Genomic DNA, 21826 nt, shown 5'->3' on the forward strand with positions numbered 1-21826 from the left:
TGCACTACTCGCCTTCGAGGGACAACAGGTCGTCAATGGTCTCGCGCCGCAACCAGGTGCGCACGCCGTCCTCACTGACCGCCAGCACGGGTGGCCGCGGGACGTGGTTGTACTGGCTGGCCAGCGAACGGCAGTAGGCGCCCGTCGCCGCGACGGCCAGCAGGTCGCCGGGACGCACGTCGTCCGGCAGTTGCTGGTTGCGCACCACGATGTCTCCGGACTCGCAGTGCTTGCCGACGACGCGCGACTGCGCGGTCTGCGCCGAACCGGGCCGGTTGGCGAGCGTGGCGGTGTAGTCGGCCTGATAGAGGGCCGGCCGCGGGTTGTCGCTCATGCCGCCGTCGACCGAGATGTAGTGACGGACCAGGTCGTCGGTCGCCTGCACGGGTTTCACCGTGCCGACCTCGTAGAGCGTGATGCCCGCCGGACCGATGATCGCGCGACCCGGCTCGACCGACACGTGCGGCAACGGGGTCCCCGCCTCGTCGCAGGCGGCCAGCACGATCGCGGCGAGCTGGGCTGCCATGTCGCGTGGCGTGAGCGGTTCGTCGCTCGGCAGGTAGGCGATGCCGAAGCCGCCGCCGAGGTCCAGCTCGGGCAGCACGACGCCGTGCTCCTGCGCGATCTGCAACTGGCTGGCGATCAGCCGCTGCGCAGCCACCCGGAATCCGTCGGAGTCGAAAATCTGTGAACCGATATGGGAGTGAAAACCAAGCAACTGCAACTGGTCCGGGTGCGCGAGCACCTCGGCGGCGGCCTCCGCGGCCTGCCCGCCGGCAAGGCTGAAGCCGAACTTCTGGTCCTCGTGCGCGGTCGCGATGAACTCGTGGGTGTGCGCCTCCACCCCGGTCTTCACCCGCAGCATCACCGGCACCCGGACACCGTGCGCACGGGCGGCAGCGACAACGCGCTCGATCTCTTCGAGCGAGTCGACGACGATCCGGCCCACCCCGTAGTCGATGGCGGCGTCGATCTCGGCCGCCGACTTGTTGTTGCCATGCACCCCGATGCGCCCCGCCGGGAAGCCAGCGCGCTCGGCGACGGCGAGCTCGCCGCGGGAGCACACGTCCAGGCTCAGCCCTTCGGCGTCGAGCAGCCGCACCAGCGGGGTCGCGAGGAACGCCTTGCCGGCATAGAAGACGTCACATGTCGTGCCGATCCCCTCGAATGCGGCGGCGAACTCGTCGCGGAACGACCGCGCGCGCGTCACCAGATCGGGGATGTCCAGCAGGTATGCCGGGGTGCCGTATGCCGCCGCCAGCTCCCCCAGTGCATGACCGCGCAACGAGAGCTCGCCGGCCGGCGTCTCCTGCAGACCGGTCGGCCACACGCGGGTCGCGACGCGGCTGGTCGCTTTAGTGGATGTCACGGGCGACAACGATACGGGGGCGGCGCACCGCCATACGTCGGCGTCCGGCCGGTGAGCAGGCGGCCGGCGACGGGTTGCCATGCTCCCTGATCGTGCAGCGGATGTAACTGCCCGGCGGGGCGCTGCACCGATTGGGACCCCACGCATTTCGGCTGGTAACGTTGCGCCGCACGCCCCCGTAGCTCAGGGGATAGAGCACCGCCCTCCGGAGGCGGGAGCGCAGGTTCGAATCCTGCCGGGGGCACCAAGAAGCCAGCAGCGCGCGCTGCTGGCTTTTTGTGTCCACGGGCAAGCCGGCCAGGCGCATCCGGTCACCAAGGGACTGGCCGGCCGCCGTGCCGACGGGGCGGCCACTTGCGTCCTCCGCAGAGCACGACTTGTCAAGATTTTCAGCCGATGGAACGCCTGCAAATTCACGGGAGAAGTGCTCGGAAAGTGCTGGCAATTCACAAGGAACGTGGTCGGCGTCACACGTTTTCGCAGCTAGCGTCAGCAGAATCGCAGTCATCTGGATTCGGTGAGATCCACCTCCCCTTCAGTTCCCCTCATAGATCGTGAGGCATCCACATGTCCCTAACCAACGAGGCGCCAGCGCCCTCACAAGATCCGCAGCTCGACGCTGACGGCATGAAGCGCGACGTCGGCTTCTTCGGTCTGCTCTGGGCGTCCGAGGGATCGCTCATCGGCTCCGGCTGGCTGTTCGGCGCGCTGACCGCGGCCACCATCGCCGGACCGTCGGCCATCATCGGCTGGATCGTCGCGTCGATCATCGTCACCGTCCTCGCGCTGGTGCACGCGGAGCTCGGCGGAATGTTCCCAGTCTCCGGCGGCACCAGCCGATACCCGCACTACGCCTTCGGCGGATTCGCCGGGGCGACCTTCGGCTGGTTCTCCTACATCCAGGCGGCGACCGTGGCACCCATCGAGGTACTCGCCGCGGTGCAGTACGCATCGTCGATGCACTGGGCCAAGGACTTCTGGTCGACCAAGAACGGCGGCCAGCTCAGCGGGTCGGGCATCCTCGTCGCGGTCATCCTGATGTTCGTCTTCACGTGCATCAACCTGGTCGGCGTTCAATGGATGAACCGGGTCAACAGCGTGCTCACCAGCTGGAAGGTGATCATTCCGGTCTTGGCCATCGTGGTCCTGCTGGCGACGCACTTCCACAGCGGAAACTTCTCGGCCGGCGGCGGTTTCTTCGTCCACGGCTCCGAGCTGAAGTCGATCATGCTGGCTCTGCCCGCCGGTGGCATCGTCTTCGCGCTGCTCGGTTTCGAGCAGGCGGTGCAACTCGGCGGCGAGTCGAAGAACCCGGGCCGGGACATGCCCCGCGCGGTCATTTGGTCCATCCTGATCGGTGCGGCCATCTACATCCTGGTGCAGGTCGCCTTCATCGGCGCCATGGACCCGCACGTACTCACCGACGCAGGAACGTGGACCAACCTGAGCACGGCAGCCACGCAAGCGCATCACGCCGACGTCGCCGCCTTGAACTCGGCTCCGTTCTACGAGCTCGCCACCCTGGCCGGGCTCGGGTGGCTGGCCTTCATCCTGCGGATCGACGCCATCGTGTCACCCGCCGGCACCGGGCTGATCTACCTGACGTCCTCCTCGCGGCTGAGCTTCGGCCTGTCCAAGAACGGCTTCATCCCCGAGGCAATGGCACTGAACTCCAAACGCACCAAGGTCCCGTGGGTCGGCATCATCGTGGCCGCAATCATCGGCCTGATCTTCCTGCTCCCCTTCCCCAGCTGGGGAAAGCTGGTCGGCGTCGTCACGAGCGCCTCGGTGATGATGTATGCCGGTGCACCTCTCGCCATGGGCGCGCTGCGGATACAGAAGCCAGACCTGCCCCGGCCCTACCGGCTGCCGGCCGGGAACATCCTGGCGCCGGTGTCGTTCATCTGCGCCAACCTGATCGTCTACTGGTCCAGCTGGACGGTCTACTCCACGTTGATGCTGGTCATGATCATCGGCGCGCTCATCATGCTGATCTCCGGGGTCTTCCACCTGAACAGCAACCTGCACAAAATGGACTGGAGCGCGGCGATCTGGATCATTCCCTACCTGATCGGGATGGGCATCATCTCCTACCTCGGCGGGTTCGGGAACCAGAGCGGCCAGCCGAGCGGCATCGTCGACAACATCGGCATCTTCAACAACGTGCTGGTCGGTGGCCACGCCCACATCGGGCTCTACTGGGACATCCTGGTGGTTGCCGTCTTCAGCCTCGCCATCTACTTCCTGGCACTGGCGACCCGCAAGTCGCCGGAGCAGGTCGACGAGGCGATCGCTGACGTCTATCCCATGCCGGTGGAGGGTCACTGACGTCACCTGACGTGCGCTGAACCATTTCCGCTATACAGATCGCGCGCTGGAGCGCGCGATCTGTATAGCGGAGTCCGCCAAGAGTCTCCCGGGCAGCGTGAAGGTGGGCAACCGTAACCGCATCCCCATTGCCGAATTCGAGCGATACCGACATGCGTACCTCGATGAGCTATCAGACGCACTCGCCGACGACTTCTGAGATCAAGTGGCCCTGGCTACTTGGACGCGAACGTCTTCCGTGATCTCACGACTCGGCCTCAGGCCAGAGTGCCGAACTGCTTGATGACGGCCGCAAACTGACCGCCCGACCGAGGAACCTTCCGTGCCGGGCCGACCTGAGCCCACGCTACCGGCGGACAGTAACGGTGACCGACACCTCTGGGACCCGCACGGCGGAGTGCCCCGTGCCGATGATGTCGACGACGCGATAGGTATGCCGCCCGACGTGCGTCTCCTTCACCTTCTTGACGAGGGTCACCGAGTCCTGCCTCGAGGCTCGCTTGCACCCCACGTCGCGCCACTTCTTGTGCGAGACCTGCTGCTGGATGCACAGCGCGAACGGCTCGTCCGCGTCGTCGCCGCCCGTCGCCCGCAACGTCACCGTCTTCCCGACCTTGACGTGCGTCGGGCTCGCCGTGAGCGTCGCACCCGACTTGGCTTGGGCGGCCCCGACCGCACCGACCGACAGCGCGGCCGCAACGACCAGCACCATTCCCGCCCGCGTGAACTTCTTGTCCATCTGCTTTCCCCTTACTAGGCGTGCCATGTGAATCCTCCTCCACCCGATAAGACGCCTCTCGCTATCGCCGGGTTGTCCGCGGCCGGCTGCCAGTTTCCTGAGTTGTGAGTCGCTCAGGTGCCGTCCCGAACCCTCGACCGTCGCGCCTCCGGGACACCGCCAGCCCGGTTTGCCGTCCCGAACCCACGACCGTCGCGCCTCCGGGACACCCCCACCCCGGATTCCCGTCCCGAACCCACGACCGTCGCGCCTCCGGGACACCCCCACCCCGGATTCCCGTCCCGAACCCACGACCGTCGCGCCTCCGGGACACCCCAGCCGCGCCGCGGAAACCCCACAACCTCAGCGCGGTGGGCGCACCCAGACGAACCCGCCGGGTTCGAGACCCAGCGCGTCGGCCTGCCCGCGGGACAGCTGCGCCCACGGAGCGTCATCCGGGATCGCCAGCTCAACGCGGGCCTGGAAGCCGACGCGTTGCAGCCGCTCGATCTTCGCCCGGACCGCACCGTCGGTCGGTTCGTTCGACAGCTCGAGGTCGTGCGGGCGCACCAGCCGCCCGTCGAACTCGGTGACCGGACCGAGGAAACCCATCACGAAGTCGTTGGCCGGCTGGTCGTAGAGCTCGTCGGGAGTGCCCACCTGCTCGATCCGCCCGTGGTTGATCACGACAATCTCGTCGGACACTTCGAGCGCCTCGTCCTGGTCGTGAGTCACGAAGACCGTTGTCACGTGGACTTGGTCGTGCAATCTGCGCAGCCAGTCGCGCAACTCCTGACGCACCTTGGCGTCCAGGGCGCCGAAGGGTTCGTCCAGCAGCAGCACCTTCGGCTCGACCGCGAGCGCGCGCGCCAGCGCCATACGCTGCCGTTGCCCGCCGGACAGTTGTGCCGGCAACCGGTCGGCGAACTGTTCAAGGTGCACCAGCTCGAGCAGTTCGTGCACGCGCGTGCGGATCTCCGCCTTCGGCCGCTTGCGCACCTCCAGCCCGAACGCGACGTTGCGATAGACCGACAGGTGTTTGAACGCCGCATAGTGCTGGAAGACGAACCCGACGTTGCGTCGTTGCGCAGGCAGGTCAGTCGCCGTGACCCCGTCGATGCGCACCTCCCCCGCGTCGGCATACTCCAGGCCGCCGATGATCCGCAACAGCGTCGACTTCCCGCCACCGCTCGGCCCCAGCAGCGCCGTCAGCTGCCCGGACGGCACCGTGAGATTGACGCCCTCCAGTGCGACGAAGTCGCCGAATCTCTTACTGATCCCGAGCGCTTCGATGCTCATCGCCGCCACCTCCCGCGTCGGGGCCGGCGATTCGCGCCGAGCCCCATTGACCGTTCGCTCATCTCTTGTCCTTCCGCAGAGAAGCGGCGACGATCGCCGCGATGGTGACGACCACCAGCAGCAGCGCGATCTGGTAGGTCCCGCCCTCCAGCTGCTGGTATTTGTCCTGGATGAGCAGCGTCAGCGTCTGGGTCTGGCCGTCGCCGCTGATGCCGCCCGACACGACCCGCACGGCACCGAACTCCCCCAGCGACCGCGCCAGGCTCAGCACGAGGCCGTAGGTGAGCGCCGGGCGAATGGTCGGCAGGGTGATCCGCACGAACTGCTGCCAGGCGCTGGCGCCGAGCACCTTCGCGGCCTGTTCCATGTCGGTGCCGGCCTCGTCCAGCACCGGCGCCACCTCACGCAGCACCAGCGGAAACGACACGAACGTCGTCGCGAGGATCATCCCTGGCAGCGCATAGATCACCTTGATGCCCGCGTCCGACAGCCCCGCGCCGAACCACCCGTTGACCGGCCCGTAGACCAGCACCAGCGCCAGCCCCGCGATGATCGGCGACACCGCGACCGGCAGATCGGCGAGCGCACTCAGCACCCGCCTCCCCGGCACCCGGTAGCGGGTCAGCAGGATCGCGAACCCCACGCCGAACACCGCGTTCAGCACGACCGCGACGACTGACACTTCGGCGGTCAGCCGGTATGCCGTGACGGCCTCCGGAGAGCTCAGCGCGTCGACCAGTTCGCTCCAGCCGTCGCCGACGACCCGGCCGACGATCACCGCGAGCGGGACGGCGGCGAGCAGGCCGACATACGCCACGGCGAGCGTTCGCAACCCGATCCGGCTGCGGCGGAGCACGGCCAGGCTAGCCACGGCGGCGCGCCTTGCGCTGCAGGACATCCAGGCTGAGCAGGACGACCAGGCTCACCACGAGCAGCACCGTCGACACCGCGGCGGCGCCGACGTAGTCGTAGTTCTGGATGCGGCCGTAGGCATAGAGCGAGGTGACCTGGGTGCGATCGAGGCCGCCGCTGATCAGCAGCACGGAGCCGTATTCGCCCATGGCGCGGGCAAATCCGAGCCCAGCGCCCGATGCGATCGCGGGCAGCAGCAGCGGCAGCGCGATGCGCCGGAAGACCGTCAGCCGGCTCGCTCCGAGACACGCGGCGGCCTGTTCGACCTCCACGTCCAGCTCCTGCAGCACCGGCTGCACGGCCCGCGCCACGAACGGCAGCGTCACGAAGAGCAGCGCGAAGGCGACCGCGATCCGGGTGCCATAGAGGTCCAGGCCGATCGGGCTCTGGGGGCCGTAGACGCTGATCAGCACCAGCCCGGCGACGATCGTCGGCAGCGCGAACGGTATGTCGATGACGATCTCCAGCAACCGCTTGCCGCGGAAGTCGTCGCGCACCAGCACCCACGCGATCACCGTGCCCATCACCGCATTGATCAGCGTGATCGCCAGCGAGCTGAGCACGGTCAACCGCAGCGAGGCGAGCGCCTGCTCGGCGGTGACCGCGTTCCAGAATCCGGACAACCCGCCGCCGAACGCCTTCGCGACGACAGCGGCGAGCGGGATCAGCACCAGCAGGCTGAGCCACAGTGTGGCGGCGCCGAGTCCTGCCGCGGATGGCAACCGCAGCCGGGCGCGTTCGTCGCTCGGCTGCACTCCCGGCCGTGCCGGGGCTGCCGTCTCGTCGGGCCGTATGTCGAGAGCTGTCACCCGTGCGCCGCCTCGATCTTTGTCACAATCCCGTTCTTCGGGTCGAAGAACTCGGCGTTGACCTTGGACCAGCCGCCCAGGTCGGCGATCGTCTCGAGTTTCGAGATCGCCGGATAGGGGTTTGCCGGGTCGTTGGCACCCTTGACCGTGGCCGGGACGTACTTGGCATTCAGCGGGCGGAAGCCGACCCTGGCGAGCACGCGTTGTCCGGCGTCGCTCTCGACATACGCGAGGAAGCGCTTGGCGGCGGCCGACGCCGACGTGGTGACGGCGACCGGGTTCTGGATCTGGAAGGTGTCCGCCGGGACGATGTAGTCCAGCTTCTTGCCGGTTTGCTTGGCCGCGATCGCCTCGTTCTCGTAGGAGATGAGCACGTTGCCGGTGCCGGCGAGGAACGCCGTGGTGGCGTCGGCGCCGCTGTCCGGCTTACTCACCACGTGGCCGAAGAACTTGCCGAGGTAGCTCTTGGCGGCGGCCGGACCGCCCTGCCCCAGCCCATGCGCGTATGCCGCGAGGATGTTCCACTTCGCCGAGCCGGACGTGGCCGGGTCGGGCGTGACGATCTTCACGCCGGGCTCGATCAGGTCGTCCCATCCCTTGATATGCAACGGGTTTCCCGGTCGCACGACGATCACGACGACCGAGGTCGAGCCGATGCCCTTGGTCGGGCCCTTGTCCCAGGACGGTGCGACGAATTTCGGCGCCAGCTTGGTCATGTCGGGCGCGAGGGAGAAGCCGACGAAGTCCGCGGGCTGCCCGCTGGAGACCGCTTTGCTCTGCGAGCCGCTCGGCCCGAACGACTCCGACACCGCGACGCCCTTGCCGGCCGCGGTCGCGGTGAACGCCTTGGTGAGTGCGTCATACCCGGGCTTCAGCACGGAGAAGCCGACGATCGCGACCTTGCCGCCCGACTTCGCGTCGCCGCCGGAGCCCGCGCCGGACGAGCAGGCGGCCACATCCAGTGCGAGCAGGCCCACCGGGACGGCCACCGCAGCGCGACGGGTCACTGTGCGACGCATGTCCAACCTCATTCTCAGTCCACGTTATCTACTTGATAACTGTTGATTATGACATGGATCGCATGGCGTTATGGGCCGTCTCGCCAGGTGGAATGGTGGCGGGCCGGGGGCTCCCGGTGGACCTACCGCTGAGTCGCGTCCTCGACCTCGCCGACCAGCTCCTCGAGCACGTCCTCGAGGAAGACGACGCCGAGCACGGCACCGTCGGCATCGACGACGCGCGCGAGATGAGCGCCGCTGCGCTGCATGGTGACCAGCATGTCGTCGACGTCGTCGGTCGGAGAAACGGTGGCCAGCAAGCGAATTCGCCGAGGCGGGACCGGCTCGGTGTATGCCTCGTCGGTGGCGTAGAGGACGTCCTTCAGGTGCACGTAGCCGGCGACGACCCCGGCCCGATCGAGCACCGGGTAGCGCGAGAAACCGTGCTTGGCGACCAGTTTCTCGATGTCCTCGGGGGTTGCTCCGACACGCACCGTGACCAGTTCGTCGACCGGCACCGCGACATCGGCGGCGACCCGGTCGGTGAATTCGAGCGCGCCCTGCACCCGCGCCGACTGCTCCTCCTGCAGCAGGCCCTCACGCTGGGACTCGGCGACGATGAGCTCGACCTCTTCGGCCGAAAACGTTGTCGTCGCTTCGTCTTTCGGTTCCACGCCGAAGCGGCGGACGGCCCACTTCGCGATGGCCTCGACCGCGCGGATGATCGGGCGGAGCACCTTGGTGATCCACAGCAGCGCCGGCGCCAGGATGAGCGCAGCACGGTCCGGACCGGCGATCGCGAGGTTCTTCGGGACCATCTCGCCGAGCACCACGTGCAGGTAGGCGACGATGAGCAGGGCGAGCAACAGCGCGACGACGGTCGCCATACCGTCAGGGGCACCGAGGCCGGTGAAGACGGGTTCGATCAGGTGGTGCAGGGCTCCTTCGGCAACAGCACCGAGCAGCACCGAGCAGACGGTGATGCCCAGTTGGGAGCAGGCGAGCAGGGACGAAACGTTCTCCAGCGCTTCGAGACTCAGCTTGGCGCGCTTCGACCCGGCAGCTGCGAGCGGCTCCAGTTGCGAGCGCCGCGCGGCCATCACCGCGAACTCGGCGCCGACGAAGAACGCATTGCCGAGCAGGAAAACGAGCGACAGGACGAGGTTCACTGCTCCACCTCCGCCGGCGCCGGTATGACGCGCGCGATGCGCACCCGGTCGACCCGCCGGCCGTCCATCGCGACCACGCGCAACGTCCAGCCGTCGAGTGCGACCTCGTCACCGACCCGCGGCACCCGGCCGACGGCGGCCATGATGAATCCGCCGAGCGTCTCGTAGTAGGCACCTTCGGGCACTGTCGCGCCGATGCGGTCATGCACTTCGTCCGGGCGCCACAGCCCCGGCACCGTCCAGGATCCGTCGGGCAGCAGCCGGCTGGCGTCCACTCGCGGGTCGTGCTCGTCGCTGACCTCGCCGACGATCTCCTCGATGACGTCCTCGAGGGTGACCACGCCGGAGGTGCCACCGTATTCGTCGACGACGATGGCCAGCTGGAAGCCGCCCTCGCGCAGCAGCAACAGCAGCGGGTCGAGCCGGATCGTCTCCGGCACCAGCACCGGCCGGATCATCAGTGCCGTGACCGGCACATCGTCACGCCGGTCCTGCGGCACCGCGATCGCCTTCTTGACGTGGACCACGCCGACCACGTCGTCCCAGTCGTTGCCGATCACCGGGAAGCGCGAATGTCCGCTGCTACGAGCCAGATCCACCACATCTGCGGCACTCGCGTCGCGCTCGACATACTGGCAGCGAACGCGTGGGCTCATCACGTCGGCGGCGGTGCGCTCGCCGAAGTCGAGCGAGCGGGTGAGCAGCCGCGCGGTGCCCTCCTCCAGGGTGCCGGCCTCCGCCGACCGGCGGACCATCGACGAAAGCTCCTGCGGGGTGCGCGCGGCGCTGAGTTCTTCCTGCGGCTCGATGCCGACGGCACGCAGCACGGCGTTGGCGGAGCCGTTGAGCACCACGATGAGGGGTCGCGTCACGGTGGCGAAGATGCGCACCGGCCGGGCGATGACCTTCGCGACCGGCAGCGGAGCGGAGATGCCGAGGAACTGCGGGATGAGTTCGCCGAAGATCATCGAGAAGAGCGAGGCGATGACCAGCGCGAGCACGGTGGCGACCGCGGTGGCCGCGCCGCCGGTCACGCCGATCGACTTCAGCGGGTCTTCGAGCAGGGAGCCGAGGGAGGGTTCGACGAGGTAGCCGAGCACCAGGGTGGTGATGGTGATGCCGACCTGCGCCGCCGACAGCTGGGTCGACAGCTTGCGCAGCGCGGCGAGCACCGGCACGGCACCGGTGTCGCCTTCGTCGATCGCGCGCTGCACGGTCGGCCGGTCGAGGGCGACCAGGCTGAACTCGGCAGCAACGAACAGAGCGGTGCCGAGCGTCAGCACGACCCCGGCGAGGATGAGCAGCCATTGCACCAACATGTCGCCGTCATCGTGTCATGACGACCGCGCATCGGCCCATTCGCGAGCAGGCGGGCTCGGGTGGGGAGGGCGCGGTGCCGCCGCGCCACCGGGACGGGTGTCGCGCCCGCCCGGAGACACCGAAAGGTCAGTAGGCACTGCGTAAACCCAGGCCTCACCGCAACAACTGCCCACTCGCCGGTATGACGCCAGGTGCGCCGACGCTCGGAGACACCGAAAGGTCAGTAGGTGCGGCGAAACCCCAGCTCTCACCGCAACAACTGCCCACTCGGCGCGCGGGATACGTCCGGCTGCGCTCCCGTGATCACCCCATGACGTCACCTGCGACCACGGTCCGACATCGTTCGGTGTTCGGTATTGACCGAACACCGAACAGACGTGGCCACCCTCGCGCGGGTGATCCGTGTCAAATACAGCGATCTCATCCTGTCAAATACAGCGATTTCATCCTGTCAAAATGGTAGATTTCACGCGTGGATCGGTATCGCCAACGCGTGGTGGACGACGAACTCGATGTGCGACTCGGAACGAGCGGCGCGGTGCTGATCGAGGGACCGAAGGGGTGCGGGAAGACCGAGACTGCGTCCCGGCGCGCACGGACCATCGTCCGCTTCGACACCGACGCGGCCGCCCGCGCGCAGGTCAGTCTCGATCCAGGCATCCTCTTCGAAGAGCCCGCTCCGATCCTGTTCGATGAGTGGCAACGTGTTCCCGCGATCTGGGATCACGTTCGGCGGCACGTGGATGACCTTCATGGGAGAGGCCTGTGCATCCTGACCGGGTCTGCGACACCGACAGATGCCCGCGAGTTGCACTCAGGCGCAGGACGGATCGGCACGCTGCGGATGCGACCGATGACCTTATTCGAGTCCGGTCACTCCACAGGGGAAGTTTCGCTCGCGGCGCTGTTGCGTGGCGAGGACCAGCGCGCAAAGATCACCCGAACCACGATCCCGGAGCTCATGGAGCGGATCGTGATCGGCGGATGGCCGATGCTGCTGGACACAGAAGAGGGGCTCGCCAGGAGATGGCTATCTGACTATCTCGGTCAGATCGTGGAAGTCGACATCCCGAGTCTCGGCACCACTCGCAGGGCACCGGATCGCCTGAGGCGCACCCTGGCCTCGCTCGGTCGCGGCGTTGGCCAGCCGGTCAAACTCACTCAACTTGCTGCCGACATCGCCGGCGGTGACGACCAGAAGCCCGTCAAGGAGACCGTATCCGCATACTTGGACGCGCTGGATCGGTTGAAGCTCACCGAAAACTCTCCTTCGTGGCGACCACACATGAGATCTCGCACCCAGCTCCGCGAAGCGGCCGTGCGCTATTTCGTGGATCCCTCACTGGGCACGGCTGCACTCGGCGTTGGCACACGAGATCTGCTCGCCGATCCTCAGGCCGCGGGATTCCACTTCGAGGCCCTCGTACTGCGCGACCTGCGGACCTACGCTCAACCGCTTGACGGCACCATCTCCACGTGGCGAGAAGCGCACGGACGCAAAGAGGTCGACGCGATCGTCGAAACCTCGAATGCCTGGGCTGCGTTCGAGATCAAGCTCACCGGCGATCAACGGGTGATCGACGCCGCCTCACGCGGGCTGCTGGATTTCGCATCCGAGATTGACACCAGCCGTCACGGAGATCCTGCAGCCCTGGTCGTCGTGACTGCGCTCGGCGGCGGAGGAAGACGTTCGGACGGCGTCCACGTCGTGCCGGTTACCGCACTCGGGCCCTGATCGAAGATGTGACCGCACTGGACCGCCAAGTGGGCAGTCACTGACACGCACGATCCTGCGGGTTTCAACCGGGTGCAGCGACGCGTAGTTCGTTGAGCTACCTGCTTGCGTGTGTCACTCGAGAATCAACGGGGCGTGGTATGCCGCCGGAAGGGTGCGCCTCCCGTTCGGAAACGCCGAAAGGACAGTAGTTGCGGCGAAAACCCAGCCCTCACCGCAACAACCGCCCACTCGGCGATATGACGCCGTCCCCGAGTGCCCCCTCAGCGCAGCCGGTCCACCTGCCGCTGCGCTTCCTGCACGATCCGCAATACCTCGTCCCGGACCGCCTCCGTCGTCTTCTTCGCGCGCACGAGACTCCGGCTGGTCGCCCGCAACTGGTTGATGGCCCGCTCGAACTCCTCGTGACTCCCCCGCGGAGGCACGCTCGACACGGGCCGCGCGGCGCGCCGGGCCTCCTGCGCGGCGGCTTTCAGCTCGGCCCGCAGGTCGGCAGCTTCGCCGCGCACCCGCGAGCGCACTTCGTCGGCGAGCTGGCTGACCGAGCGGTCGAGGTCAGCCTTCAGGTCGCCGAGGTCGTCCTGCCGCGCCGCGACCTCGGCGCGGCCGGCGTCGGTGAGGGTGTATGTCGCCTTGCGCCCGTCATCGGTGCGCTCGACCAGGCCCTCCTCCTCCAGCTTCGCCAGCCGCGGATAGACCGTGCCGGCGCTGGGCGTGTAGAGCCCGTTGAACCGCTGCTCGAGATCGCGCATCACCTCATACCCGTGGTGCGGCCCCTCACTGAGCAGCGCGAGCAGATAGAGCCGCAGCTGCCCGTGGGCGAAAACGGGACTCATCGCCGCACGCTCATGACTTGCTCAGGTCCGGCCCCGCTGCCCGCAACACCACCACATCCCCCGACATGGAGTTGGCGTTGATCCGGAGCGCCTCGTCGCCGTCGCGCGCCTCGCCACCTCGGTGCCACTTGCCGCCGAGCTTCATCCCGTCGACGATCGCCGCACCGGACATGGTCGACACCTTCACGAAGTAGCCGCCACCCTGCGGCACCCGCACGGTGACGTCCCCGGAGACGGTGTTGGACTCCACGTGGGTCCGGAAGTCGGTCAGGTCGAGCGTGATGTCACCCGAGACACCGTTCAGCTCAATGGGGTCGAGCGCGCTGTGGTGCACGGTCATGGCACCCGAGACAGTGTTTGCCTCGAGCCGCCCGCGCAAGTTGCGACCCTCGAAAGTGCCTGACACGCCATTGGTTTCGATGCGGCCCTGTATGTCGTCAGCCGCCACGTCACCGCTGACGGTGTTGAGCGAGGTGTCGGCGTGGATGCCGCTCACGACGGCTCCCGCGCTGACCGTGTTGATGCTGGTCTTTGCGTCATTGGGGATCGAGATGGAGACCCTGGCTCGCACGTTCTTGGCGACCGCACCGAGCCCCTTGAGCGCCTCCCACATGTTCGAACCGCTCGTCTTGACGTGACTGATCTCCAGCCGGTGCCCATCCCAGGTGACCTCCAGTGGCGGACCGACGACCTCCTGCACCTCGACGCTTGCCGCGCCGGAGTCCTCATGCGTCACGACGTCCACATGCCCGGCGATCAGCGCAACACTGAGCACGCCGACGCGCTCACCTTCGCCGCCCACGTCGAGCAGCTTCGGCTCGCTGATCTCCCACTTCTGGGTCATGTCGTCCCTCTCTTTCGTGACGTTCGCGACATATCGCGTTGTCAAAAACACGATATGTCGCGTATGGCGACAGGTCAAGCCCAGCATTCCGAAGCTATCGGAGTGGCGGCTTGACGACTGCTAAAATCCGCGAGGCGGGGTTGGTGTATACCTGGCCGGATCATCACTGCCAGGGGCCAGGAGGGGCACATGGAACTCGCCTTTTCGGCCGATGCCGCACCTGCACTCGCCGCTCGCACTCGCCGCCGCAACCCGGTCGCCTTGCTAGTGGGCGTCCTCGATGTTGCGGTCATCATCGTCGCCATCGTGCTGGCCATCGTGTTCCGCTTCGGCGGCATTGCGGCCGACGTGAGCGGTTTCGGGGCCCTCGACTACTCACTCTTCTCCGTATGTCTGGGCCTGGTCTGGAGCGGCGCCCTCCACCTGGCGGGCACCTATCGCCGCGAAATCTTCGGAGTCGGCGCCGAGGAGTTCCGGGCGATGTGGCGGGCGACCTTCTGGGCATTCGGCGCTGTCGCGATCGTCGCACTGCTGGCCAAGATGTCGATCGCTCGCGGCTACCTCGCCATCGCCTTCCCGCTCGGCCTCGTTTTGCTGCTCGCCGAGCGCGCGCTGATGCGGCGCTGGCTGGTCCGCCGCCGCGCCATTGGCGACTTCTGCGAACGCACCCTGATCGTCGGCACGCGGGTCGAGGTGCGGTATGCCGCCGACGCGATCGCCCGCAACCCGTCCGCCGGCTACCAGACCACCCTGGTCTCGGTCGTCAACTCCGCTGATGAACGCTTCGAACTCGCCGACGGGACGGTCGTCGAAAACATCGGACTGGTCGACAACGTGGCCACTCTCGACGGGGTGGTCGACACGGTGATCGTCGCGGGGCAAAGCGCGGTCTCCCCGAGCGCGCTGCGCAACATCGGCTGGCAGCTCGAAGGCACCCAGATCGGTCTGGCGCTGGCCAGCTCAATGACGGACGTGGCGGGGCCGCGCATCCACCGCCGTCCGGTCGAAGGCCTGCCGTTGATGGGTGTCGAGTCCCCGACCTACAGCGGTGGCAAATTCCTCGTGAAGCGCGCCCTTGACATCGTGCTCAGCGGTGCCGCGCTGATCGTGCTCTCTCCCATCTTCGTTGTCGTCTCCGTCCTGATCTACCTGGAAGATCGCGGGCCGGTGCTCTTCCGGCAGGTGCGGGTCGGCGTCGGGGGGCGCCACTTCCGGATGACGAAATTCCGGTCGATGGTTGTCGATGCCGAAAGGCTTCGCGACGATCTCGTGCCGGACGACACGAGCAGCGTGCTATTCAAGATGCGGGACGATCCGCGGATCACCAAGGTCGGCAAGTTCATCCGCGCCTACTCGATCGACGAGCTTCCGCAACTGCTCGACGTGCTGGTCGGCCACATGTCGCTCGTCGGGCCTCGGCCCCCACTACCGTCCGAGGTGAGCCAATACGAGTCGCACGTACGACGCCGGCTCAACGTCAAGCCCGGCATCACCGGTCCGTGGCAGGTCGGCGGCAGGTCTAATCTGACCTGGGCCGCGAGCGTGCAAAAGGACCTCTACTACGTCGAAAACTGGTCCGTGATGGGCGACCTGGCCATCCTCGCCCGCACCGTCCAGGCGGTCCTGAAGCGTGACGGCGCGCACTGACCGATGCTGAACACCACCCCCATGCCGATGCGGTCTGCGGTCAATCTCGCGCACGCCCTCTGCCAATCCGTCGCCGACGCCGCGGGCATCCAGGTGCTCTTCCTGAAGGGGCCGACCGCCGGTGCACAGGGTCTGCGCTCGGCCGATTACGTCTCGGGTGACGTGGACGTGTTGTGCACGCGGGAAGATCTGCCGGCGATGGAGGCCGGCCTGCGCGCTCGGGGCTGGCATCCGCGCCCGGTGTCCACCGGCGCCCGGGAGTTCACCACGCACTCGGTGACCTACCTGCACGACAGCTGGCCGTGCGACATCGACATCCACACGACGTTTCCTGGCTTCTTCGCCGACCCGGCAACCGTTTTCGACTCGTTGTGGCAGCACCGCGAAGAGCACGAGTTTTCCGGGATCATGGCCAACACCCCGGATCGCGTGGCGCAATTTCTCGTGCTGCTGTTGCACGGCCTGCGAGCGCCGTCGCTCGCGCGAAATCAGCGCGAGATCAACGATGCACATACCCTCTACGTGGACAACCTGGCCCCACACGAACGGAGGGCCCTACGCGCCCTCGTCGAGTCCACCGACTGCCCTGAACCGACCGCCGAGTTCTTTGCCGGTGTCGGGGAACCCGTCGACCTGCCGCCGACGCCGTCCGAGGGTTACATCATGTGGCGGCTGCTCACCAGCCCTAGCCGCACCGAGAACTGGATGCTGTGGATCTCGCGCACCCACGGGCTCGGCGTCATACGAGTCCTGTTCCGTGCCGTCGTGCCGACACGCGCCGACATACTGACCGATCACCCGGAGAGCGCCCGCAACACTCGGGCCCTGCTCACCGCATATTGGCGCCGACTCGTGCGGGCCGCGCGACTCACGCCGCATGCCGTGCGATCGGTTCTTCGTGCGAAACGCGAGCTGCGGCACACGGTCTCGCCGCGCACGCGTACCACGTCGAGTGCACCGATCCCGGCCGCACACCCGATCCCGAACGCGACCTTCGAGCCGCATGCAGTTGCTCCGGCCCAGCACCTCCCACAGTCCTCCGTCGCCGAGACCCCGCGGAATGCGATCGAGTGGGCAGAGAGCGAGCAGACCCTCTTCGTGCTGCCGCTGGCAGCTCCGGCTCAAAGCCCACTCGCGCTGCGTGATTCTGCTGCAGCACTCTGGTTCCTGATGGAGGAATGCGGCTCTGCCGCAACCGATCTCGCAGCCGCCGCGAGTGCTCACTGGGACCTGGACACGGAAACGGTGCGCCCGGAGGTCGACCGCTTCCTGACCGAACTCACCCAGCTCGGCGCGCTCCCGGATCCGACTGGAGCGCATACCGAGTCGCGTCCCGCGGGCCACGACAGACCCGTATAGCACACTCCGTGGACCGGGTGCGCCGTCGGCGCCCCGTCACGCTAGTCTGGATCCGTATGACGATGGAGGTCGTCGTACGCCTGAAAACCCCATAGCCGGTCCCTCAGCACGGCCGTGCCGACCTTGATGAAAGAGGCGCATTCGCGTGTCATCCCAGTCGCCAGACCCACTTGCGACATTCGGTCCCAACCAGTGGCTCGTCGACGAACTCTACGAGCAGTACCAGCAGGACAAGAACTCCGTCGACAAGGCGTGGTGGAGCTTCTTCGAGGACTATCGGCCGGGTGCGACACCGGCCGGCAACGGGCAGGCGAGAACGGCTGCGGGCACCTCGACGAGCTCGGCGAACAATGTGGGCAGCTCGGCGAGCAATGGGGTGACCTCGACAAGCTCGGCCACCAAGAGTGCAAGCTCAGCCGAAGCACGATCAGCCAAGAAGGCACAGCGGCTCAACCCCAAGGACTGGGAGCTCTCGGAGGGCAGGTCGATCGGCAGGGAAGCCGCGGCGCCGAAAGTGATCGAGGTCGAACCGGCGACCGATGAGAGCGTGCCGCTCAAGGGGGTTGCCGCCCGCATCGTCTCCAACATGGAGGCCAGCCTGGAGGTGCCGACCGCGACCAGTGTGCGGGCCGTCCCGGCCAAGCTGCTGATCGACAACCGCATCGTCATCAACAACCACCTGTCCCGCAGCCGCGGTGGCAAGGTGAGTTTCACCCACCTCGTCGGCTACGCCATCATCCGCGCGCTGCGGCTCATCCCGGAGATGAACTACTCCCTCGGCGAGGACGACAAGGGCAAGCCCACGCTGGTCAAGCCCGGTCACGTCGGTTTCGGCCTGGCGATCGACCTGCAGAAGGACGACGGGTCCCGCACGCTGGTCGTGCCCAGCGTCAAGGGCGCCGAGGAGATGGACTTCGCTCAGTTCTGGGCGGCATACGAAGACATGGTCCGCAAGGCGCGCGGCAACAAGCTGACCGTCGACGACTACGCCGGCACCACGATCAGCCTGACCAACCCGGGTGGCATCGGCACCGTCCACTCGATTCCCCGGCTGATGAAGGGCGCCGGTGCGATCATCGGCGTGGGCGCGCTCGAATACCCGGCCGAGTGGCAGGGCGCCAGCCGCGACACCCTCACCAAGAACGCCGTCAGCAAGATCATCACGCTGACCTCGACCTACGACCACCGGGTGATCCAGGGGGCCGTCTCCGGCGAATTCCTGCGCGTCGTACACCAGTTGCTGGTCGGTGAAGACGGATTCTACGACGAGATCTTCCAGTCGCTGAAGATCCCCTACGAGCCGATCCGCTGGATCAAGGACATCGACGCCGGCCACGACGACGACATCAACAAGGTCGCCCGCGTGCAGGAGCTGATCCACGCCTACCGTGTGCGCGGCCACCTGATGGCCGACACCGACCCGCTGGAATACAAGCAGCGCCGCCACACCGACCTGGACGTCACTACGCACGGGCTGACCCTGTGGGACCTCGATCGGACGTTCCCGACCGGCGGTTTCGGCGGCAAGCCGTTCCTCAAGCTGCGCGAGATCCTGGGCATCCTGCGGGACGCCTACTGCCGCTCGATCGGCATCGAATACATGCACATCCAGGACCCGGAGCAGCGGGCCTGGGTGCAGAGCAAGGTCGAGAAGGGCTACGAGAAGCAGTCCAGCGCCGAGCAGTTGCGCATCCTGCGCCGGCTCAACGCGGCTGAAGCTTTCGAGACGTTCCTGCAGACCAAGTTCGTCGGTCAGAAGCGTTTCTCCCTGGAAGGCGGCGAGTCGGTCATCGCGATGGTCGACCGCATCCTGTCCGAGGCCGCGGACGACGACATGGACGAGGTCTGCATCGGTATGCCGCACCGCGGCCGGCTCAACGTGCTGGCCAACATCGCGGGCAAGTCCTACGGCCAGATCTTCCGGGAGTTCGAGGACCAGCAGTCGCCGAAGTCGGTGCAGGGCTCGGGCGACGTGAAATACCACCTCGGCACCGAGGGCACCTTCACCTCCGACGCCGGCAACAGCGTGAGCGTCTACCTCGCGGCCAACCCGTCGCACCTGGAGGCGGTCGACCCGGTGCTCGAAGGCATCGCACGAGCCAAGCAGGACCGGATCAACCTGGCCGGATCCGCGTTCACGGTGCTGCCGATCCTGATGCACGGCGACGCGGCGTTCGCCGGGCAGGGCGTGATCGCCGAGACGCTCAACCTGTCGCAGCTGCGCGGCTACCGCACCGGCGGCACGATCCACATCGTGGTGAACAACCAGGTCGGTTTCACCACCGCGCCCTCGCAGAGCCGCAGCTCGACATACAGCACGGACGTCGCGCGGATGATCCAGGCGCCGATCTTCCACGTCAACGGCGACGACCCCGAGGCGTGCGTCGGCGTCGCCGAACTCGCCTACGAATACCGGCAGAAGTTCCACCGCGACGTCGTCATCGACATGGTCTGCTACCGCCGCCGCGGTCACAACGAGGGCGACGACCCGTCGATGACCCAGCCAATGATGTACAAGCTGATCGAGTCCAAGCGCAGCGTCCGCAAGCTCTACACCGAGGCGCTGATCGGTCGCGGCGACATCACGCCGGAGGAAGCCGAGGCCGCGCTGAAGGACTACCAGCAGCAGCTGGAGCGGGCCTTCACCGAGACCAAGGCCGCCAAGCAGGAAGTGTCCGCACCGGCCGCCGACAGCTCGGTCGGCACCGACGCCGAAGGTCACGGCGGGCTGGAGCGCCCGTCCGCGCAGGCGCAGGACGACACTCGCGCCGACGGCAGCACGCTGGACACCGCGATCAGCAGCGACGAACTGCTGACGATCGGCAAGGCGTGGGTAAGCCCGCCCGAGGGCTTCACCGTGCACCCGAAGCTCGCAAAGCTGATGGAGCGTCGCGCGGACATGACCACCAGCGGTGGCATCGACTGGGCGATGGGCGAGCTGCTCGCGTTCGGTTCGCTGCTGATGGAGGGCACTCCGGTGCGGCTGGCCGGTCAGGACAGCCGGCGCGGCACGTTCGTGCAGCGGCACTCGGTGCTGATCGACCACACCAACGGCAACGAGTGGACGCCGCTGCGCTACCTCACGCCCGACCAAGCCTGGTTCTGGGTCTACGACTCGCTGTTGTCGGAGTATGCCGCGATGGGCTTCGAATACGGCTACTCCGTGGAGCGGCCGGACGCCCTGGTGCTGTGGGAGGCGCAGTTCGGCGACTTCGCCGATGGCGCGCAGACGATCATCGACGAGTTCATCAGCTCCGGCGAGCAGAAGTGGGCGCAGCGCTCCTCGGTGGTGCTGTTGCTCCCCCACGGCTACGAGGGTCAGGGAGCCGACCACTCCTCGGCGCGCATCGAGCGCTACCTGCAACTTTTCGCCGAGGACAACCTGACGATCGCCTACCCGTCGACGCCCGCGTCCTACTTCCACCTGCTGCGCCGGCAGGCCGCGGCCCGGCCGCGCAAGCCGCTGATCGTCTTCACGCCGAAGCAGTTGCTGCGGGTCAAGGCCGCGACGTCGAGCACCGAGGAGTTCACCTCGGGCCGCTTCCAGCCGGTGCTGCCCGACCGGGGCGACCTCGACCCGGCGCAGGTGACGCGAGTGCTGCTCGCGTCGTCGCGTGTCGTCTACGACCTGGAGGCCGAGCGCGCCAAGCGCGGCGACACGCAGACCGCGATCGTGCGCGTCGAGCAGCTCGCCCCGATCCCGGCTCAGGAGATCGCGGCGGAGCTGGCGAAATATCCGCACGCCGAGGTCGTCTGGGCGCAGGACGAGCCGAAGAACCAGGGCGCCTGGCCGTTCATGGCTCTCAACCTGCCGGAACTGCTGGCGCCGCTCGGCGAGACACGGCCGCTGCGGCGCGTCTCCCGCCCCGCGGCCGCCGCCCCCGCCACCGGGTCGCATAAGCGCCACGATGAGCAGCGCGAGCAGCTCCTGAAGGACGCCTTCGACCGCTGATCGGCGCCTCCCGCTTCGCTCCCCTGGCTGGCCCGAGTAGGCCGGAGGAGCGGCGGGGTCCCCACGAAGTATTCGGAGGAGCGCAGCGGGAGAAACTTCGCGGGGTGCCGAAGCGGGGAAGGCAGTATCGAAGCTAACCAACGGACGGCAACTCGCAGCAGACTGCGGCTAATTGCGCAAGAACCTGCGGGCTGATTGCGTATTTGGACTTCGGCTGATTGCGGTTCTTAGTAGCATCGCCGCATGACTGAGTTGATCTCGCGCCGCTTGGCACCGGTGCTCCAGGCGCGTGTCAACGAGACGCCGGTGCTGCTGCTTGAGGGTCCGAGGAGCGTCGGCAATACCACATGTCGTGTTTGACGCCGTTACGCACTCCAGGGTCGATGGATGTACCTGCGCCAGGTCCTTCGTTCGCTCGTCCGGTCAGGCGTGGCCTGTTGTCAAGGGCCAGTGATTTCTGCCCAGGGGCGGTCGTGAGACCTGCCCGGTGACGGTCACGAGAATTGCCCGGTGATGGCCGTGGGATCTGCC

General features: G+C 67.2%; 15 protein-coding genes and 1 tRNA gene. 6 read left to right on the forward strand and 10 right to left on the reverse strand.

Annotated features, from left to right (window positions below; all coding sequences use genetic code 11):
- Positions 1–4: 4 nt before the first annotated feature.
- On the reverse strand, positions 5–1369 hold the full coding sequence (lysA, locus tag EFY87_RS13510) for a diaminopimelate decarboxylase (RefSeq protein ID WP_245988639.1): 1365 nt from the start codon (positions 1367–1369) through the stop codon (positions 5–7).
- A gap of 172 nt (positions 1370–1541) precedes the next feature.
- Here lysA and EFY87_RS13515 point away from each other — a divergent pair.
- Both EFY87_RS13515 and EFY87_RS13520 read left to right on the forward strand, forming a co-directional pair.
- Positions 1542–1616 (forward strand) — tRNA-Arg (locus EFY87_RS13515).
- 380 nt (positions 1617–1996) lie between these two features.
- Positions 1997–3697 (forward strand): APC family permease, encoded by a 1701-nt coding sequence (locus tag EFY87_RS13520; protein ID WP_220093627.1) that lies wholly within the window; start codon positions 1997–1999, stop codon positions 3695–3697.
- Between the two features lie 346 nt (positions 3698–4043).
- Here the strand turns inward: EFY87_RS13520 and EFY87_RS13525 are convergent, their stop codons facing one another.
- The 7 genes from EFY87_RS13525 to EFY87_RS13555 form a co-directional block, all read right to left on the reverse strand.
- Complete coding sequence (locus EFY87_RS13525) at positions 4044–4463, reverse strand: hypothetical protein (protein ID WP_148043336.1); 420 nt, start codon at positions 4461–4463, stop codon at positions 4044–4046.
- Between the two features lie 315 nt (positions 4464–4778).
- Positions 4779–5714 carry a sulfate/molybdate ABC transporter ATP-binding protein gene (locus EFY87_RS13530; protein ID WP_123272011.1) on the reverse strand — a complete coding sequence of 312 codons (936 nt, stop codon included), beginning with the start codon at positions 5712–5714 and terminating at the stop codon, positions 4779–4781.
- 58 nt (positions 5715–5772) lie between these two features.
- Positions 5773–6585: a sulfate ABC transporter permease subunit gene (locus EFY87_RS13535; protein WP_245988640.1), complete on the reverse strand. Its 813-nt coding sequence runs from the start codon at positions 6583–6585 to the stop codon at positions 5773–5775.
- Positions 6578–7435 carry a sulfate ABC transporter permease subunit CysT gene (gene cysT, locus EFY87_RS13540; protein WP_123272013.1) on the reverse strand — a complete coding sequence of 286 codons (858 nt, stop codon included), beginning with the start codon at positions 7433–7435 and terminating at the stop codon, positions 6578–6580. The genes EFY87_RS13535 and cysT overlap by 8 nt, the downstream gene beginning before the upstream one ends.
- Positions 7432–8454, reverse strand: coding sequence for an extracellular solute-binding protein (locus tag EFY87_RS13545; protein ID WP_123272014.1), 1023 nt, complete (start codon positions 8452–8454; stop codon positions 7432–7434). Before EFY87_RS13545 ends, cysT begins: the two co-directional genes overlap by 4 nt.
- 122 nt (positions 8455–8576) lie before the next feature.
- Positions 8577–9602, reverse strand: coding sequence for a hemolysin family protein (locus tag EFY87_RS13550; protein WP_123272015.1), 1026 nt, complete (start codon positions 9600–9602; stop codon positions 8577–8579).
- Positions 9599–10918, reverse strand: coding sequence for a hemolysin family protein (locus EFY87_RS13555; RefSeq protein ID WP_123272039.1), 1320 nt, complete (start codon positions 10916–10918; stop codon positions 9599–9601). Before EFY87_RS13555 ends, EFY87_RS13550 begins: the two co-directional genes overlap by 4 nt.
- Before the next feature lie 476 nt (positions 10919–11394).
- Between EFY87_RS13555 and EFY87_RS13560 the strand changes: the two genes are divergently transcribed.
- Positions 11395–12657, forward strand: a complete 1263-nt coding sequence (locus EFY87_RS13560; RefSeq protein ID WP_123272016.1) for an ATP-binding protein — start codon at positions 11395–11397, stop codon at positions 12655–12657.
- Between the two features lie 263 nt (positions 12658–12920).
- On the opposite strand, the gene EFY87_RS13565 is transcribed toward EFY87_RS13560, so the two are convergent.
- Entirely contained in the window at positions 12921–13493 is a 573-nt protein-coding gene (locus EFY87_RS13565; RefSeq protein WP_123272017.1) for a PadR family transcriptional regulator, read from the reverse strand.
- Positions 13494–13503: 10 nt separating this feature from the next.
- Positions 13504–14337 carry a DUF4097 family beta strand repeat-containing protein gene (locus tag EFY87_RS13570; protein WP_158607635.1) on the reverse strand — a complete coding sequence of 278 codons (834 nt, stop codon included), beginning with the start codon at positions 14335–14337 and terminating at the stop codon, positions 13504–13506.
- Positions 14338–14526: 189 nt separating this feature from the next.
- Between EFY87_RS13570 and EFY87_RS13575 the strand changes: the two genes are divergently transcribed.
- The 3 genes from EFY87_RS13575 to EFY87_RS13585 all read left to right on the forward strand — a co-directional run bounded on the left by EFY87_RS13575 (position 14527) and on the right by EFY87_RS13585 (position 21295).
- Positions 14527–15984 carry a sugar transferase gene (locus tag EFY87_RS13575; RefSeq protein ID WP_123272019.1) on the forward strand — a complete coding sequence of 486 codons (1458 nt, stop codon included), beginning with the start codon at positions 14527–14529 and terminating at the stop codon, positions 15982–15984.
- A 3-nt stretch (positions 15985–15987) separates the two neighbouring features.
- Positions 15988–17343 (forward strand): PqqD family peptide modification chaperone, encoded by a 1356-nt coding sequence (locus EFY87_RS13580; RefSeq protein WP_123272020.1) that lies wholly within the window; start codon positions 15988–15990, stop codon positions 17341–17343.
- Between the two features lie 139 nt (positions 17344–17482).
- Complete coding sequence (locus EFY87_RS13585) at positions 17483–21295, forward strand: multifunctional oxoglutarate decarboxylase/oxoglutarate dehydrogenase thiamine pyrophosphate-binding subunit/dihydrolipoyllysine-residue succinyltransferase subunit (protein WP_123272021.1); 3813 nt, start codon at positions 17483–17485, stop codon at positions 21293–21295.
- Positions 21296–21826 lie beyond the last annotated feature (531 nt).

Origin of the sequence: Flexivirga caeni, from assembly GCF_003724155.1 — a bacterium.
GTDB classification, from domain to species: Bacteria; Actinomycetota; Actinomycetes; order Actinomycetales; family Dermatophilaceae; genus Flexivirga; species Flexivirga caeni.

Bases quoted from the DNA above. Each gene is read 5' to 3' on its own strand.
- EFY87_RS13565 (WP_123272017.1), bottom strand. From the start codon at position 13,493: ATGAGTCCCGTTTTCGCCCACGGGCAGCTGCGGCTCTATCTGCTCGCG.
- EFY87_RS13525 (WP_148043336.1), bottom strand. From the start codon at position 4,463: ATGGCACGCCTAGTAAGGGGAAAGCAGATGGACAAGAAGTTCACGCGG.
- EFY87_RS13575 (WP_123272019.1), top strand. From the start codon at position 14,527: ATGGAACTCGCCTTTTCGGCCGATGCCGCACCTGCACTCGCCGCTCGC.
- EFY87_RS13570 (WP_158607635.1), bottom strand. From the start codon at position 14,337: ATGACCCAGAAGTGGGAGATCAGCGAGCCGAAGCTGCTCGACGTGGGC.
- EFY87_RS13545 (WP_123272014.1), bottom strand. From the start codon at position 8,454: ATGCGTCGCACAGTGACCCGTCGCGCTGCGGTGGCCGTCCCGGTGGGC.
- EFY87_RS13520 (WP_220093627.1), top strand. From the start codon at position 1,997: ATGAAGCGCGACGTCGGCTTCTTCGGTCTGCTCTGGGCGTCCGAGGGA.
- EFY87_RS13530 (WP_123272011.1), bottom strand. From the start codon at position 5,714: ATGAGCATCGAAGCGCTCGGGATCAGTAAGAGATTCGGCGACTTCGTC.
- EFY87_RS13580 (WP_123272020.1), top strand. From the start codon at position 15,988: ATGCTGAACACCACCCCCATGCCGATGCGGTCTGCGGTCAATCTCGCG.